This is a genomic window from Herbaspirillum camelliae, assembly GCF_001929405.1.
GTDB classification, from domain to species: Bacteria; Pseudomonadota; Gammaproteobacteria; order Burkholderiales; family Burkholderiaceae_D; genus Herbaspirillum; species Herbaspirillum seropedicae.
This window is the reverse complement of sequence record NZ_KV880769.1, coordinates 756335-772793: the sequence shown is the minus strand read 5'-3', so window position 1 is coordinate 772793 and position 16459 is coordinate 756335. Positions and strand designations below refer to the sequence as shown.

Sequence of the window (16459 nt, the reverse complement as noted above, 5' to 3'; positions counted from 1 at the left end):
GGGGATAGGGAGGAGGCGCCGGCTCAGGTAAAATCTTGGGATTACACCCCAAGATTCGCTATGCATATACATATCCTCGGCATCTGCGGCACCTTCATGGGCGGCCTGGCCGTGCTGGCCAAAGAGGCTGGCCATACGGTGACCGGCTGCGACGCCAACGTCTATCCGCCGATGAGCACCCAGCTCGAAGCCCAGGGCATCACGCTGACCCAGGGCTTCGATGCTGCCCAGGTGGCGCTCGAGCCCGACCTGTTCGTCATCGGCAATGTCGTCTCGCGCGGCAATCCCCTGATGGAAGAGATCCTCAATCGCGGTCTGCCCTATGTGTCCGGTCCGCAATGGATGGGCGAGAACATCCTGCAAGACAAATGGGTGCTCGCCGTGGCCGGCACCCACGGCAAGACCACCACCTCGGCCATGCTGGCCTGGGTGCTGGAACATGCCGGCTATCAACCTGGTTTCCTGATCGGCGGCGTGCCGATGAACTTCGGCATCTCGGCCCGCCTGGGCAGCGATGGCCAGGGCGGTCCTGCGCCTTTCTTCGTCATCGAAGCCGATGAGTACGACACCGCCTTCTTCGACAAGCGCAGCAAGTTCGTCCACTACCGCACCCGCACGGCGGTCCTGAACAACCTCGAATACGATCACGCCGACATCTTCCCCGACCTGGCCGCCATCGAGACCCAGTTCCATCACCTGGTGCGCACCGTGCCCGGCATCGGCCGCCTGATCGTCAATGGCCGCGAGCCGGCCTTGCAGCGCGTGCTGGCGCGTGGCTGCTGGAGCGAGCGCGAAGACTTCGGCGTGGCCCAGGACCAGTCGGGCTGGTCGCTGCTGACCCATGAAGATGGCCGTTTCGATGTCTTCTTCGAGGGCCAGCCGCAGGGCACCGTGGAGTGGCAGCTGACCGGCGAGCACAACCGCATGAATGCGCTGGCGGCCATTGCCGCTGCCCGTCACGTGGGCGTGCCGGTGGCCCAGGCCATCGCGGCGCTGGGCGCGTTCCAGAGCGTCAAGCGGCGCATGGAACTGCGCGGCAGCGTCAATGGCGTGGCCGTCTACGACGATTTCGCCCACCATCCCACCGCCATCGCCACCACCGTGGCCGGCCTGCGCAAGAAGGTCGGCGCGGCGCGCATCCTGGCCGTGCTGGAGCCGCGCTCCAACACCATGAAGCTGGGCACGATGAAGCAAGCCCTGCCGGGCAGCCTGGCCAACGCCGACCTGGTCTTCGGTTTCGGCGCCCACGCCGGGCGCGATGCGCTGGGCTGGGATCTGGGCGAGGCGCTCGCCCCGCTGGGCAGCAAGGCGGCCGCTTTCGACGACCTGGCTGCGCTGGTGCAGGCCGTCAAGGCTGCGGCGCGGCCCGGCGACCATGTGCTGGTGATGAGCAATGGCGGCTTCGGCGGCGTGCACCAGAAGCTGCTGGACGCCCTGGCATGATTCTCTACCTGCATGGTTTCCGCTCTTCGCCGCAGTCGTACAAGGCGCGCCTGATGGGGCAGCGCATGGCCGACCTGGGGTTGCAGGACCACTACCTCTGCCCGCAATTGCCGGCCTCGCCGGCAGCGGCCATCGCCTTGGCCGGCGCGATGGTGGCGGACGTGGAACCGGCGCAACTGACCGTGGTCGGTTCTTCCCTGGGCGGCTTCTACGCCACCTGGCTGGCCGAACGGCTGGGCTGCCGCGCCGTGCTGCTGAACCCGGCGGTCAAGCCGCCGCGTGACCTGGAGTCGTATGTGGGCGTGAGCACCCAGTACCACTCCGACGAACCCTTCGAATTCAAGCGCGAGTACATCGCCGAGCTGCAAGCGCTGGTCGTGCCGGCCATCACCCGGCCCGAGCGCTATTTCCTCATCGCCGCCACCGGCGACGAGGTGCTGGACTGGCGCGAGATGGTGGCGCACTACCCGCTGGCGCGCCAGACCGTGATCCAGGGCAGTGACCACGGCATTGCCGAATTTGCCGATTACCTGGATGAGGTGCTGGCCTTCTGCGACGTCGATCCCCACGGCAAGGCGGTGTCCTGATGCCGCGTGGCGTGGGCCGGGCCCGCTGGATGGCGCACCCGCAGGCGCTGGCAGGGCAACTGGCCGGCCAGGGCGGCTTGGCGCGGCGTACCCGCGCCTGGTTGTCCGATCCGGGTTCCATGACCTTGAAGCTCAAGGCCCGCACCGGCCAGTTCACGGTGCGCCTACTGCGCCAGCGCCCCGGCCCCATCCTGGCCGACGAGCATGCCGCACTGGGCGTGCCGGCCCGCAGCCGGGTGGTCGAGCGCGATGTGATCCTGCATTGCGACGGCCAGCCGGTGGTGTTCGGGCATACCGTGTTGTCAACGACCTCGGTGAAATCCGACTGGCCCTTCTTCAGCAAGCTGGGCAACACCCCGCTGGGGGTCAACCTGTTCTTTGATCCGCTGGTCGGGCGCAGCCCTATCCAGTATGCTCGCCTGGCAGCCGATCACCCGCTGATGCGCCGCATCGTGCAGGCCCTGCCTGGCCTGCCCTTGCCGTCCAGCCTCCTGGCGCGCCGCTCCCTGTTTACCCGGCGCGGCGGCGTGCTGATGGTTACCGATGTTTTCCTGCCGGCGCTGGAGCCCTTGATGCGCTCCCGGCCGACCCATGCACCAGATTGAAAAGCGATAGACGCAGATGAATTTACTGTTCGAAGAATCCGGCGATTTCAAGGCCGGCTCCATCATGACCCAGCAGGGCGAGTCCTACCAGGTCGAGATGGCCTCCGGCAAGCGCGCCAAGGTCAAGGCGCGTGACGCGCTGCTGCAGTTCACCGCCCCGGCGCCGCAGGAACTGCTGCAACAGGCCCAGGCCATCGCCGAGGAAATCGACCTGGACTTCCTCTGGGAAGTGGCCGGCGAGGAAGAATTCGGCTTCACCGAACTGGCCACCGACTACTTCGGTCATGCCCCGCTGCCGCCGGAGGCGGCCGGCCTGCTGTTGCGCCTGCACAATGCACCGATCTACTTCTACAAAAAGGGCCGCGGCCGCTACAAGGCCGCCCCGCAAGCCTCCCTGCAGGCCGCACTGGCCGGGCTGGAAAAGAAGAAGCAGCAACTGCTGGCGCAAGCGGCCTACGTGGACGAACTCAAGGCCCACAAGCTGCCGCAGGCGTTCGCCCCGATCGCGCTGCAACTGCTGTTCAAGCCCGACAAGAACAGCATCGAATTCAAGGCCCTGGACGCCGCCGCCAAGGAAATGCAGACCACGCCGCAGCGCCTGATGCTGGCCGCCGGCGGTGTCGCCTCGCCCAAGGATCTGCACTATGCGCGCTTCCTGTTCGAGCATTTCCCCCGTGGCACCGGTTTCCCCGCCATCGACATTCCTGCGCCGCCGACGGACCTGCCCACGGCCGACGTGCAGGCCTTCTCCATCGACGACGTCACCACCACTGAGATCGACGATGCGCTCTCGGTCACGCGCCTGCCTGACGGCAAGTTGCGCGTGGGCATCCACATCGCCGCCCCGGGCCTGGCCATCAAGCGCGGCGACGCCATCGATGCGATTGCCCGTGCGCGCATGTCCACCGTCTATATGCCGGGCGAAAAGATCACCATGCTGCCCGACGAGCTGGTGGCCGCCTATACGCTGGACGCCGGCGCGGCCCGTCCGGCGCTGTCGCTCTATGCCACGCTGGATGCGACCAACTGGGCCGTGCTGGGCACCGAGACCCGCGCCGAACTGGTGCCGATCACCGCCAACCTGCGCCACAACGACCTCGACGACCTGGTCACCGAGGAAGCGCTGGCCGAGAATCGCGGCGAGTATCCGCACAAGGATGAGATCGCGCTGCTGTGGCAATGGGTGCAATTGCTGGAGCAGGGCCGCATGGCCAAGCGCGAGAGCTTCGGCCTGCGGCCGGAACAGAACAATCGCGTGGACTTCAACTTCTACGTCGAGGACGACGTGGTCAGCATCGTGCGCCGCCGTCGCGGTGCGCCGCTGGACAAGATCGTGGCCGAACTGATGATCTTCGCCAACAGCACCTGGGGCAAGCTCATGGCCGACCATGGCGTGCCCGGCATCTACCGCGCCCAGGGTGGCGGCGCCGGCGGCTGGGCCGCCAAGATGCAGGTGCGCATGGTGACCCACGCCGCACCCCACCAGGGCCTGGGGGTGGATCAATATGCCTGGAGCACCTCGCCGCTGCGCCGCTATACCGACCTGGTCAACCAGTGGCAGATCCTGGCCTGCATCGAGCATGGCGTGACCGCGCCCCTGGTGGCGCCCTTCAAGCCGCGCGATGCCGATTTGTTCTCCATCGTCTCGGGCTTCGATGCCGCCTATTCCGGCTATGCCGACTTCCAGTCCACCATGGAACGCTACTGGTGCCTGCGCTGGCTGGCCCAGGAGAACGCCCGCGTGGTCGACGCCGTGGTGCTGAAGGACGAGATCCTGCGCCTGGTCGATATCCCCCTGGTGCTGCGCATGCCGGGTCTGCCGCAACTGGCGCGCGGCCTGCAGGTCAAGCTGGACCTGTTGCGCTGGGATGAGGTCGACCTGAACGTGGAGGCGCGCCTGCTGGAAGTGCCGGCCGCTGCCGCCCAGGCCGTGGATGCCGATCTGGGCGAGGAAGACGAAGACCTGCTCGACGGAATGGCGTCGCTGGGCGAGGAAGAGACCCCGGCGCAAGAGGAGCCGGCGGCGTCGCTGGCAGCCGATGAGAACCCGCCCGCTGAGGCGGCCCAATGATGCGCTGCTGGCGTAGAATTGCACTTTGCGCTGTGCGCAGCTGTCTTTTCTTTCCCGCTGTGAATCCGTGAATCTGTTTGCCCAACATCGTCTGCTGAGCGTGGCGCTGGGCGTCTCGCTGCTGGTGCATGGCCTGATGCTGGCCGTGCACTTCGCCGCGCCTGATGCTTTCCGCCTCAAGCCTTCCGACCCGGATCTCGAAGTCATCCTGGTCAACGCCAAGCACGACAAGAAACCGGTCAATGCCCAGGCGCTGGCGCAGGCCAATCTGGACGGCGGCGGCAACGCCGAGGAGGGCCGCGCCAGGTCGCCGCTGCCGGACATGCAGCGGGTCGACAGCGGCGACAGCGTCAAGGCGGCGCAGCGCAAGGTGGTGGAACTGGAACAGCAGCAACGGCGTATGATGGCGCAGCTCAAGCAGTCACAGCAGCACGTGGCCAGCGCCGAGCAGCAGAAGCAGACCGAAGCGCCGCAGCTCAACGCGCGCGACATGATCGAGACCGCACGCGCCATGGCCCGCATGGAGGCCGAGGTGGCCCGCGACATCGAGCTATACAACAAGCGCCCGAAGAAAACCCAGATCACGCCCAGCACCCGTGAAGTGGGCTATGCACAGTACTACAAGACCCTGCAGGACAAGATCGAGAAGGTCGGCACGCTGAACTTCCCCACCAAGGATGGCAAGAAGCTCTACGGCGAATTGCTGATCGTCATTCCGGTCTTCCAGGATGGCAGCATCTACGAGCGCGATGGCGGCGTGGTGGTCAAGTCCAGCTCCGGCAATGCCGCGCTGGACCAGGCGGCGGTGGCCATCGTGCGCCGTTCGGCGCCCTTTGGCCGCTTCCCCGACAATATGCGCACGGGCGGGCGCGATGACGTCTGGGAAATCATCACGCGCTTCCGTTTCACGCGTGACCAGGGTTTGCAGGCGCAACTGGGAGGCGGTTGAAGGGCTGCCCAGGGGCAGCACCGGACAGCCGCAACGGCATCGGACCGAGACAACATACAACAAGCGAACAGCCAACAGCGAACAGGCGAACCAACATGGATGAATACGTCGTCATCGGCAATCCCATTGCCCACAGCAAATCTCCCGATATCCATGCGCATTTTGCCGCCCAGACCGGCCAGTCGCTGAGCTACGAGCGCCTGCTGGTCCCGCTGCACGGTTTCAAGGCGGCGGTGCAGGTGTTCCAGCGGCGTGGCGGACGCGGCGCCAACATCACCGTGCCCTTCAAGCTGGAGGCGCATGCCCTGGCCGACCAGTTGACCGAGCGCGCGCGCCTGGCCGGTGCGGTCAATACCTTCAAGTTCGAACAGGGCCGCATCCTCGGCGACAACACCGATGGCGCCGGCCTGGTCACCGACATCATGGTCAATGCCGGCCAGGCCCTGCAGGGCCGCCGCATCCTCCTGCTGGGCGCAGGCGGCGCCTCGCGCGGCGCCTTGCTGCCCTTGCTGCAGCAGCGCCCGGCCGAACTGGTGGTGGTCAATCGCACTGCCTCTCGGGCCGAGGAACTGGCCACGCAATTCGCCGCCTATGGCCCGGTGCGTAGCGCCACCTTTGCCGGGATTGAGGGAGCCTTCGATGTGATCGTCAACGCCACCTCGGCCAGCCTGTCCGACGACCTGCCGCCGCTGCCGCCGTCGGTCTATGGCAGCGAGACGCTGGCCTACGACATGATGTATGGACGCGGACCCACCGTCTTCATGCAGAGCGCCCAGCAGCACGGCGCCCACGTGCGCGACGGACTGGGCATGCTGGTGGAGCAGGCCGCCGAGGCCTTCCAGTGGTGGCGCGGCGTGCGTCCGGCGACCGCCGAGGTGTTCGCCAGCCTGCGCCAGCAGTTGTCGTAGTGAGCCGATCCACCCGCAAGAGCCGTCCCATGAAATCCCTGCGCAAGCTGCTGTTCTGGATTGTCGTGCTGCCCCTGGTCCTGGTGCTGCTGATGCAACTGTATTTCTTCGTGCAGATCTGGTGGTGGCGGGATCACAACCCCGAATCGACCAGCTTCATGCGCCAGCAATTGGCGCTGCTGCAAGAGAAGGACCCCAAGGCCCAGCTGCAATTCCGCTGGGTGCCGTACACCCGCATCTCCAACAATCTCAAGCGCGCCATCATCGCCTCGGAGGATTCCAATTTCTCTTCCCACGATGGCGTGGACTGGGAGGCGCTGCAGAAGGCCTATGAGAAGAACGAGAAGAAGGGCAAGGTGGTGGCCGGTGGCTCCACCATCACCCAGCAGCTGGCCAAGAACCTGTTCCTCTCGGGCGAGCGCAGCTACCTGCGCAAGGGGCAGGAATTCATCATCACCTACATGCTGGAGTTCCTGCTGGACAAGCAGCGCATCTTCGAGATCTACCTCAACGTGGTCGAGTGGGGCAACGGCGTCTTCGGCGCCGAGGCGGCCGCCCAGCATTACTACCGCATCCCCGCCGCTAGCCTGGGGGCCGAGCAGGCCGCGCGGCTGGCGGTGATGCTGCCGCGTCCGCGCTATTACGACCGCAATCGCGGCTCCGGCTACCTGGCCGCCCGCACCAGCCTGATCCTGCGGCGCATGAACGCCGCGACCCTGCCGGCCGTGGCCAAATAGGACGTTGCGCCATGACCGCAGCATGACAGCGCACCAAGGCGCCTGAGCACCACAGGCACACGCGTCGCGCTTGCCTGCGGCGGGGCTTGAACGTACACTTGCGCACGTTTCGCGCAGCGTGCCGCGCCGTCCCTCCCGGTGGCGCCGCTGCCATGCCGCCTGCGGCCAGCATTCACCCTCATTCCCCCGCGTTCCAGCCAGCGAGAGCCCATGATCAATGTATTCGTGTTGCAAAACGGCCGACTCAGCCAGGTCAATATCGACAGCCGTACCGACCTGGAACAGGCCGCGCCGGTCTGGGTGGACCTGACCGAGCCGAACGACGAGGAGCGCGCCTGGGTCAAGAGCATCTACGGCGTGACCCTGCCCGACGAGGACGAGTTCAGCGACATCGAAGCCTCGGCCCGCTACTTCGAGGCTGAGAACGGTGACCTGCACCTGCGCACCGACTTCCTCTTCGAGGGCGACGACGATTCGTCCTCGACCATGACGGTGGCCTTCATCCTGGCCCGCAACATCCTCTTCTCGGTGCATGCCGAAGACTTGCCGGTGTTCCGCCTGGTGCGCATGCGCGCACGCTCACGGCCCGGTTCCATCGGCGACTATCGCGACGTGCTGCTGGACCTCTACGAGACCGATGCCGAATATTCCGCTGACGCCCTGGAAGGCATCTACCAGAAGCTGGAAGCGGTCAGCACCAGCGTGCTCAAGAAGAGCCTGTCCGACCAGGACGCCGCCGAAGTGCTCAACACCATCGCCCATGAAGAAGACTTGAACGGCCGCATCCGCCGCAACATGATGGATACCCGCCGCGCCGTCAGTTTCCTGATGCGCGGCCGGCTGCTCAGTTCGGAGCAGTTCGAGGACGCCCGCCAGATCCTGCGCGACATCGAATCGCTGGATGGCCACACCGCCTTCCTGTTCGACAAGATCAACTTCCTGATGGACGCCACGGTCGGTTTCATCAACATCAACCAGAACAAGATCATCAAGATCTTCTCGGTGGCCTCGGTGGCCTTCCTGCCGCCCACGCTCATTGCCAGCATCTACGGCATGAACTTCAAGCTCATGCCGGAACTGGACTGGGCCATCGGTTATCCGCTGGCCATCCTGATGATGATCGGCTCGGCCATCGCGCCCTTCTGGTATTTCCGCCGGCGCGGCTGGCTGAACTGAGGGTCGATCCAGGCCTGTCTGCACACGGCGACGTCGGCCTTTTTCCGACATTCTTTCCGGGGCTTTTCCGATGCCGTCGCCGCGCGCGGCGCGGCACACTGGCACCATCTCGCCTAGTTCGCAAGGAGAACCCCATGTCCGTTCGTCATCACTATGCCTCGCTGGCCATCGTCAGCCTCAGTTTCGCCGGTCTGCTGATCGGCTGCGCCAGTCCGCAGCAGCAGCCGTATGGCGCCGCCCCGCAGTCCCAGAACTATGATCGCGTTGCCTCCTATACCGGCACCGGTGTGGTGGAGGCCATCGAAGTGACCCACAAGGAAAGCAGCGGCGTGGCCGGTACCGTGGTCGGCGGTGTGGCCGGCGGGCTGGTGGGCAATGCCATCGGCGGTGGCACCGGACGGGTACTGGCCACGGTGGCCGGCGCCGCAGGTGGCGCCTATGCCGGTAACAAGATCCAGCGTAACAATTCGGAAGGCCGCCAAGTCTACAACATCCGCGTGCGCATGGATGATGGTTCGATGCAGACCTTCGCCCAGGAAGACAATACCGATTTCCGGGTGGGTGATCGCGTGCGGCTGGATAATGGGCGCATCTCCCGTTATTGAAGCCCCTACGCCGGAACAAAAATCCCCGCCAGCAGCGGGGATTTTTGTTGGGCAATTGATGGACAACGGCAGGATCAGGCCGGATAGAGCGCCCCCAGCACACGCGGGCCGCGCGCACCGGTCACCGCCGGCAGGTTGCCCGCCAACCGCTGGTCGAAGCGATGCGCCAGCCACGCAAAGGCCAGTGCTTCCACATGCTGGGGCGCTACGCCCAGCGCAGCGGTCGACCCGACCTCTGCGCGACCCTCCAGCTGCTGACCCAAGAGCCGCATCAGGAAAGCGTTTTCCGCCCCGCCCCCGCAGACATACACCTGGCCGGCGTCAGCGGCATGCAGCTTGATGGCGTCGGCGATGGTGCTGGCGGTGAGCATGGCCAGGGTGGCCTGGACATCGGCCGGCGCTACTGGCTGGCCGGTGCGCAGCAGCGCGGCCTGCAGCCAGTCCAGGTGGAACAGGTCGCGGCCCGAACTCTTGGGCGGCGGGGCGTGGAAGAAGACTTCTTCGCGCAACTGCGTCAGCAGTCCCGGATGCACCTGGCCGGAGGCGCCCCAGTCGCCATGGATGTCGTAGCTGCGCTGCTGGTGCAGGTGGATCCAGCCATCCATGAGGGCGTTGCCGGGGCCGGTGTCGAAGCCATAAGCCTCTTCCTTGCCGGCCGGCAGGATGCTGATGTTGGCAATGCCGCCGATATTGACCACCACCCGCGACTGCGCTGCATCACCGAAGAGGGCGCGATGGAAGGCCGGCACCAGCGGCGCGCCCTGGCCGCCAGCGGCCACGTCGCGGCTGCGGAAGTCGGCGACGATGTCGATGCCGCTCAGCTCGGCCAGCAGCGCCGCATTGTTGGTCTGGCGGGTAAAGCCCAGCTCGGGGCGATGGCGGATGGTCTGCCCATGCACGCCCACCATGCGGATAGCGGCGGCGGACTTGCCCGTCTGCAGCAGCAGCTGCGCCACGCAATCGGCGTAATGCACGGCCAGCGCGTTGGCGGCCATTGCTTCGCGCTCGATCTCGTTGGGGCCGGCGGCCTGCAAGGCCATCAGGTCGGCGCGCAGGTGCGGCGGGAAGGGCACATAGGCCGCGGCCAGGGTGGCCGAGACGGACTGGCCCTGGAAGTCGGCCAGCACGCCATCGACGCCGTCGAGGCTGGTGCCGGACATCAGGCCGATATACAAGGTGGAAGGTGCGCTCATGGCAGGCAGGTCCGGTGAAGTGGGCAAAAGAAAAGGGCGGTCGCTGATTCTACAGCGGCCGCCCTCGGCGCATGCGGCAAGGATGCCGGTGTGTGGTGTTACTTGACCGAGGCCAGTTTCACGTCCGGTGCGCCCGGCACGCGCAGCATGGCCATGCGGTGCTGCATGTCGGCTGCCACGGTGCGGAAGCGCTGCAATTGCGGGCCGGTCAGCGCCTGGTTGTTGGGCACATCCACCGACAGCGGATTGCGCGGCTGGTTGTTGACGCGGAATTCGTAGTGCAGGTGCGGGCCGGTGGCCCAGCCGGTCATGCCGACGAAGCCGATCACATCGTTCTGGCTGACCTTCATGCCCTTCTTGATATCGGGCGCGAAGCGGCTCATGTGGCCGTAGGCGGTGGAATAGCCGCTCCAGTGCTTGATGACCACGATGTTGCCATAGCCATTCTGCTTGCCGACGAAATCGACCACGCCGTCAGCGGCCGCATGGATGGGCGTGCCAGTGGGCGCGGCGAAGTCCACGCCGGTATGCTGCTTCCACTTGCCCAGGATGGGGTGCAGGCGCATCGAGAAGCCCGAGGAGATCCGGGTGAAGGCCAGTGGCGACTTCAGGAAGGCCTTCTTCAACGACTTGCCGTCGAAGGCGTAGTAGCCGCCCCCGCCGGTCTTGCTGGCCGGATCGCTGAACCAGACGGCCTGGTAGCGGTTGCCGGCGTTGTCGAATTCGCCGGCCAGCACGCGGCCGGTGCGCACCAGGTCGCCGTTCTGCCAGAAGGTTTCATAGACCACATTGAAGCGGTCGCCGCGGCGCAGGTCGGAGGCGAAGTTGATGTTGGTGGCGAACATGTCCACCAGTTGCATGGCCACGGCGTCCGGAATCTGCACCGCATCGGTGGCGGCGAAGAGGGAGGAGAAGATCACCCCGGAGCGCATTTCCACGCGGCGCTCCAGCGCGGCCGGTTGCGCTTCGGCGCTCAACTTGCCATCGTGGCGCGAGATGACCAGGTTCTTGGGCGCGTCGCTGCCGTCATCCAGGGTGGCCGAGAGCTTGACCAGTTCGCCGCTGTCATCGGTCTGCGCCACCACGCGCTTGCCGGCGCGCAATTGCATCACCGAACGCGCCAGGGTGTCGGACTTGATGAAGGCCACGGCCTCGTCGTCATCCACGCCCAGGCGGTTGAGCAGGGTCGCAAGGGTGTCGCCGCTGCGCACCTTCTCTTCGTTGACGTAGTACTGCGATTGCTCTTCCAGGGCGCTGATCTGATGTTGCAGGTCAGGCAAGACCAGTTCCTTGGAGATCGGGTTGACCGGGGCGTCCTTCATGTCCGGTTCGGCCGGGGCGAAGCCGGCTGCGCCAATGGTGAAGGCGGCCAGGAACAGGGCGCTGGCGCCGATGATGCGGGTCTTGGGCGAGGAGGCGGCGACTTTGTGGTGGCAGGACTGCAACGCGGAGAAGCACAGGGACGAGAAGTGCTTGTGTTTATCTTGTGGGAACATGCAAACCGAATACGTTAAAATCTGACGTTTCCGTGGTCGGTAGCGGGTGTGCGTGTAGCTGAAACGCGGCGCTTCCTGTCCCCTCGCCGTGTTACGCCCGCGTAGTATGAATGACCAACGCACGGTGTTGAATATCCTTTCTGCTGATGAGCTTTTTGAGGCGGCGTCGTGGCGCCCAGCAGAAAAACGAAAGTCGGAATTATAGCAACACGATTTCGCGGTCCTGTCCTACAAACGCCTATTTTTTAGTTATATCGATGAACGCAGACCAGTCTACCCCTAACGCCGCCCCTTCTAAAATGCCCCTTTCGGACAAGGTCCTGGAGGCATTGGCCATCACCAAGCGCGGCATTGACGAACTGCTCATCGAGAGCGAATTCGCCCAGAAGCTGGCGCGCGCCGAGCAAAGCGGCCAGCCGCTGCGCATCAAGCTGGGCCTGGACCCGACTGCCCCTGACCTGCACTTGGGCCATACGGTGGTGTTGAACAAGATGCGCCAGCTGCAGAACCTGGGCCACCAGGTGATCTTCCTGATCGGCGACTTCACCTCCATGATCGGTGACCCGTCCGGCCGCAACGCCACCCGCCCGCCGCTCTCGCGCGAGCAGATCGAGATCAACGCCAAGACCTACTTCGCCCAGGCCAGCCTGGTGCTGGATCCGTCCAAGACCGAGATCCGCTACAACTCCGAATGGTGCGACGCCCTGGGCAGCCGCGGCATGATCCAGCTGGCCTCGCGCTACACGGTGGCGCGCATGATGGAGCGCGACGACTTCACCAAGCGCTTCAAGGAAGGCACGCCGATCTCGGTGCATGAATTCCTCTATCCCCTGATGCAAGGCTACGACTCGGTAGCGCTGAAGTCCGACCTGGAGCTGGGCGGCACCGACCAGAAGTTCAACCTGCTGGTGGGCCGCGAACTGCAGAAGGATTTTGGCCAGGAGCCCCAGTGCATCCTGACCATGCCGCTCCTGGAAGGTCTGGATGGCGTGGAAAAGATGTCCAAGTCCAAGGGCAACTACATCGGCATCACCGAGCCGGCCAACACCATGTTCGCCAAGGTGATGAGCATTTCCGACGTGATGATGTGGCGCTACTACGACCTGCTGTCGTTCCGTTCGATTGCCGAGATCGCCGGCTACAAGGCCGAGGTCGAGGCCGGCAAGAACCCGCGCGACATCAAGGTGGCCCTGGCCCAGGAAATCGTCGCCCGCTTCCACTCGCAGCAGGCCGCCGAAGATGCGCTGGCCGATTTCGTGAACCGCTCCAAGGGCGGCATCCCGGACGACATCCCGGAAGTTTCGCTGACCGGCGCCCCGCTGGGCATCGGCCAGTTGTTGAAGCAGGCCAACCTGTGCGCTTCCACCTCTGAAGCGCTGCGCATGGTGGAGCAGGGCGGCGTGCGCATCGACGGCACCGTCATCAGCGACAAGGGCCTCAAGGTCGAGGCCGGCCAGTGCGTGGTACAGGTGGGCAAGCGCAAGTTCGCCCGCGTCACCCTGGCGTAAGCTGGGGCGTCCATGATTGCCCTGTTGCAGCGGGTCAGCCAGGCGTCGGTGGTGGTCGATGGCCAGACGCTGGGCGCCATCGGCACTGGCTTGATGGTGCTGGTGTGCGCCGAGCGGAACGACACCACCGCCGAAGCCGACGCCTTGCTCAAGAAACTGCTGGCCTATCGCGTCTTCGCCGACGAGGCCGGCAAGATGAATCGCAGTGTTGCCGACGTGCAAGGCGGGCTCTTGCTGATCCCGCAATTCACGCTGGCCGCCGACACCAACTCCGGCACGCGCCCGTCCTTCACCCCGGCGGCCGCGCCGGAACTGGGGCGGCAACTGTTCGATCACTTCGTGGCGCGCTCGCGCGCTAGCCACGGGGAGGACAAGGTCGGCACCGGCCGCTTCGGGGCCGACATGAAGGTGTCGCTGACCAACGACGGACCGGTGACCTTCTGGCTGCAGGTCAAGCCCAAGGCCCCAGCGGTGGCGATGCAATAAAAACCGGCCCGGCATTGAAGCCTGGCCGTGCGTCCCCAAATGAATTCGTAAAGCGTGTTGAATGTGGCCTTACTTTAGGAGGTGATATGAAATTCTGGAGCGATTCTTTCAAGGACGGCGCAACCATCCCCGGCGAATTCGCCTTCGCGGTCATGGACCCCAAGACCCATGTTGCCCTGTCGGGCAATCGCAATCCGCACTTCGCCTGGAGCGAGCTGCCCGCCGGCACCAAGTCGTTGGCGCTGGTGGTGCATGATCCGGACGTTCCTTCGCGCGGCGACGACGTGAACCAGGAAGGCAAGACCGTGCCGCTGGAGCTGCCCCGCGTCGATTTCTATCACTGGACCCTGGTGGACATTCCTGCCGGCGTCACCGAGATCAAGGCCGGCCAGTTCAGCAATGGCGTGACCGCACGCGGCAAGCCGGGACCGGCGGTGCTGGGCGAGGTCATGCCCGGTGCGCGCCAGGGCATCAACGACTACACCGGCTGGTTTGCCGGCGACGGCGACATGCGCGGCGACTACTTCGGCTACGACGGCCCCTGCCCGCCGTGGAATGATGCGCTGGTGCACCGCTACATCTTCACCCTCTATGCGCTGGACGTGGAGCAGCTGCCGGTAGCCGGCAACCTGGAAGGCTCGGTGGTAGTGACCGCGCTGCGCGACCATGTACTGGAGCAGGCCTCCATCACCGGCCTCTACACCCTCAACCCCAACGCGGTACCGCGTAGCTGAACTGCCTGCATGACCGAGATCCTGCTGATCCGCCACGGCGAAACCGACTGGAACGTGGACAAGCGCCTGCAAGGGCATATCGACATCGGCTTGAACGCCGCCGGCCAGCGCCAGGTGTTGGCGCTGGGCGAGGCGCTGGCTGCGGAGGGCATCGACGCCGTCTTCGCCAGCGACCTGCAGCGCGCCCGCGATACCGCGCAAGCCGTGGCCGGGACGGCGGGATTGACGGTGCAGATCGACGCCGGTCTGCGCGAGCGCTGCTATGGCGCCTTCGAGGGTTTGCGCCACACCGAGATCGAGGCGCGCTATCCCGACGCCTATCGCCAGTGGAAGGCGCGCGAGCCCGACTTCCGCTACCCTGCCGGCGAGCGCGTGGCCGAGACCATGCGCGAATTCTATGAGCGCTCGGTCCAGGCCATGCAGCGGGTGCTGGCCTCGGGCCGCTATCGCAAGGTGGCCATCGTCACCCACGGCGGCGTGCTGGAGTGCGTCCACCACTGGGCCAGCCAGACTTCCTTCGCCCAGCCGCGGACCTTCGACATCTTCAATGCCAGTGTCAACCGCCTGCACTGGGATGGCGAGCGGGCGCATATCCGCTCTTGGGGCGAGATCGGGCACCTGCAGCGGGAGACGCTGGATGAGGTGGATCGATAGCCGTCGTCTTGTCTGCCGGCAACGCGATCGGTCTGCATCCCGGCTTCGAGCATGCTATTTCCTGCACAGTGATATTCGATATTGGTATTTCGCCAACAATCAAAGCTGCCCAATAAATAATCAACCGCCAAAGATGTAACCACGCCCGATTCTTGTTGGGCGGGGCCGGCAATCGCGCTAAAATAGCGCCCTTTCCCGAACCTCCCCCTGATCCACGTCGTGAACATTGGGCCCTATTCCCTGCGCAACAACGTGTTCGCCGCCCCCATGGCGGGTGTGACCGACCGTCCGTTCCGCCAGCTGTGCAAGCAGCTGGGGGCAGGGTATGCCGTCTCCGAGATGGCAGCGTCCGATCCGCGCTTGTGGCAGAGCGAAAAGACCTCGCGCCGCATCAACCACGATGGCGAGATGGAACCCAAGGCGGTGCAGATCGCCGGGGCTGATCCCGTCATGCTGGCCGATTGCGCGAAGTACAACGTCGAGCGCGGCGCGCAGATCATCGACATCAACATGGGCTGCCCGGTCAAGAAGGTCTGCAACAGCTGGTGCGGTTCGGCCCTGCTGCAGGATGAGGAACTGGTGGCGCGCATCCTCGATGCAGTGGTGTCGGCGGTGGATGTGCCGGTGACGCTGAAATTCCGCACCGGCTGGAACCGCGCCAACAAGAACGCCCTGAAGATCGCCGCCCGCGCCGAAGCGGCCGGCATCGCCATGCTCACGCTGCACGGCCGCACCCGCGCCGACGGCTACAGCGGCGAGGCGGAATACGAGACCATCGCGGCCGTGAAAGCAGCCGTGAAGATCCCGGTGGTGGCCAATGGCGACATCACGACGCCCGAAAAGGCGCGTGAGGTCTTGCGCCTGACCGGAGCTGACGCCGTCATGGTCGGTCGCGCCGCCCAGGGACGCCCCTGGATCTTCCGCGAGATCGATCACTTCCTGCGCACCGGCGAGCACCTGCCCGCGCCGCTGGTGAGCGAAGTGGAACACCTGATGGCTGAGCACCTGCAAGCCCATTACGCGTTCTACGGCGACTACCTCGGCGTGCGTACGGCGCGCAAGCACATCGGCTGGTATGTGCGCGACCTGCCGGGCGGCGAGCCATTCCGCCGCAGCATGAACCGCATCGAGGATTGCGCGCAGCAGTTGCAGGCCGTGCGGCAGTTCTTCGCTAGCCAGGCAGCCTTCGGCGAGCGCCTGCAATATGGCCTGGCCATTGATGAGGTAGCACTGGCGGCCTGAACCGGACGCCGGCGCGACACTCAGGGCAGGAGCAGGGCAGGAAGAGGGTATCGGATGCGCGCAGT

16 protein-coding genes are annotated in these 16459 nt (G+C 65.3%); 14 read left to right on the top strand and 2 right to left on the bottom strand.

Annotation, left to right across the window (positions count from 1 at the left end; translation table 11 throughout):
* Positions 1-60: 60 nt before the first annotated feature.
* From mpl to BGK68_RS03485, 9 genes are all read left to right on the top strand, one after another.
* Positions 61-1443, top strand: a complete 1383-nt coding sequence (gene mpl / locus BGK68_RS03525; protein WP_075255953.1) for a UDP-N-acetylmuramate:L-alanyl-gamma-D-glutamyl-meso-diaminopimelate ligase — start codon at positions 61-63, stop codon at positions 1441-1443.
* On the top strand, positions 1440-2030 hold the full coding sequence (locus BGK68_RS03520) for a YqiA/YcfP family alpha/beta fold hydrolase (protein ID WP_075255952.1): 591 nt from the start codon (positions 1440-1442) through the stop codon (positions 2028-2030). The genes mpl and BGK68_RS03520 overlap by 4 nt, the downstream gene beginning before the upstream one ends.
* The gene (locus tag BGK68_RS03515; RefSeq protein WP_075255951.1) at positions 2030-2635 is read left to right on the top strand and encodes a chorismate--pyruvate lyase family protein; all 606 of its coding nucleotides are present in this window, start codon (positions 2030-2032) and stop codon (positions 2633-2635) included. The genes BGK68_RS03520 and BGK68_RS03515 overlap by 1 nt, the downstream gene beginning before the upstream one ends.
* Positions 2636-2651: 16 nt before the next feature.
* Positions 2652-4706 (top strand): ribonuclease catalytic domain-containing protein, encoded by a 2055-nt coding sequence (locus BGK68_RS03510; protein WP_075255950.1) that lies wholly within the window; start codon positions 2652-2654, stop codon positions 4704-4706.
* A gap of 67 nt (positions 4707-4773) precedes the next feature.
* Positions 4774-5655 carry a TonB C-terminal domain-containing protein gene (locus tag BGK68_RS03505; protein WP_075255949.1) on the top strand — a complete coding sequence of 294 codons (882 nt, stop codon included), beginning with the start codon at positions 4774-4776 and terminating at the stop codon, positions 5653-5655.
* Between the two features lie 95 nt (positions 5656-5750).
* Positions 5751-6563 (top strand): shikimate dehydrogenase, encoded by an 813-nt coding sequence (aroE, locus tag BGK68_RS03500; protein ID WP_075255948.1) that lies wholly within the window; start codon positions 5751-5753, stop codon positions 6561-6563.
* Positions 6564-6592: 29 nt separating this feature from the next.
* Complete coding sequence (mtgA, locus tag BGK68_RS03495) at positions 6593-7300, top strand: monofunctional biosynthetic peptidoglycan transglycosylase (RefSeq protein WP_075255947.1); 708 nt, start codon at positions 6593-6595, stop codon at positions 7298-7300.
* A gap of 210 nt (positions 7301-7510) precedes the next feature.
* The gene (corA, locus tag BGK68_RS03490) at positions 7511-8476 is read left to right on the top strand and encodes a magnesium/cobalt transporter CorA (RefSeq protein WP_075255946.1); all 966 of its coding nucleotides are present in this window, start codon (positions 7511-7513) and stop codon (positions 8474-8476) included.
* Between the two features lie 134 nt (positions 8477-8610).
* Positions 8611-9081, top strand: coding sequence for a glycine zipper 2TM domain-containing protein (locus BGK68_RS03485; RefSeq protein WP_075255945.1), 471 nt, complete (start codon positions 8611-8613; stop codon positions 9079-9081).
* A gap of 74 nt (positions 9082-9155) precedes the next feature.
* On the opposite strand, the gene BGK68_RS03480 is transcribed toward BGK68_RS03485, so the two are convergent.
* A complete protein-coding gene (locus tag BGK68_RS03480) occupies positions 9156-10274 on the bottom strand; it encodes an anhydro-N-acetylmuramic acid kinase (protein ID WP_075255944.1) in 1119 nt (372 codons plus the stop codon).
* 98 nt (positions 10275-10372) lie between these two features.
* Positions 10373-11770, bottom strand: a complete 1398-nt coding sequence (locus tag BGK68_RS03475) for a M23 family metallopeptidase (protein WP_075255943.1) — start codon at positions 11768-11770, stop codon at positions 10373-10375.
* 257 nt (positions 11771-12027) lie between these two features.
* On the opposite strand from BGK68_RS03475, the gene tyrS reads away from it, so the two are divergent.
* From tyrS to dusB, 5 genes are all read left to right on the top strand, one after another.
* The gene (tyrS, locus tag BGK68_RS03470; RefSeq protein WP_075255942.1) at positions 12028-13278 is read left to right on the top strand and encodes a tyrosine--tRNA ligase; all 1251 of its coding nucleotides are present in this window, start codon (positions 12028-12030) and stop codon (positions 13276-13278) included.
* 12 nt (positions 13279-13290) lie between these two features.
* Entirely contained in the window at positions 13291-13764 is a 474-nt protein-coding gene (gene dtd, locus BGK68_RS03465) for a D-aminoacyl-tRNA deacylase (protein WP_075255941.1), read from the top strand.
* An 86-nt stretch (positions 13765-13850) separates the two neighbouring features.
* Positions 13851-14498 carry a YbhB/YbcL family Raf kinase inhibitor-like protein gene (locus BGK68_RS03460; protein ID WP_075255940.1) on the top strand — a complete coding sequence of 216 codons (648 nt, stop codon included), beginning with the start codon at positions 13851-13853 and terminating at the stop codon, positions 14496-14498.
* A 9-nt stretch (positions 14499-14507) separates the two neighbouring features.
* Entirely contained in the window at positions 14508-15152 is a 645-nt protein-coding gene (locus tag BGK68_RS03455) for a histidine phosphatase family protein (RefSeq protein WP_075255939.1), read from the top strand.
* A 219-nt stretch (positions 15153-15371) separates the two neighbouring features.
* A complete protein-coding gene (gene dusB / locus BGK68_RS03450) occupies positions 15372-16394 on the top strand; it encodes a tRNA dihydrouridine synthase DusB (RefSeq protein WP_075255938.1) in 1023 nt (340 codons plus the stop codon).
* The last annotated feature ends 65 nt before the right edge of the window (positions 16395-16459 follow it).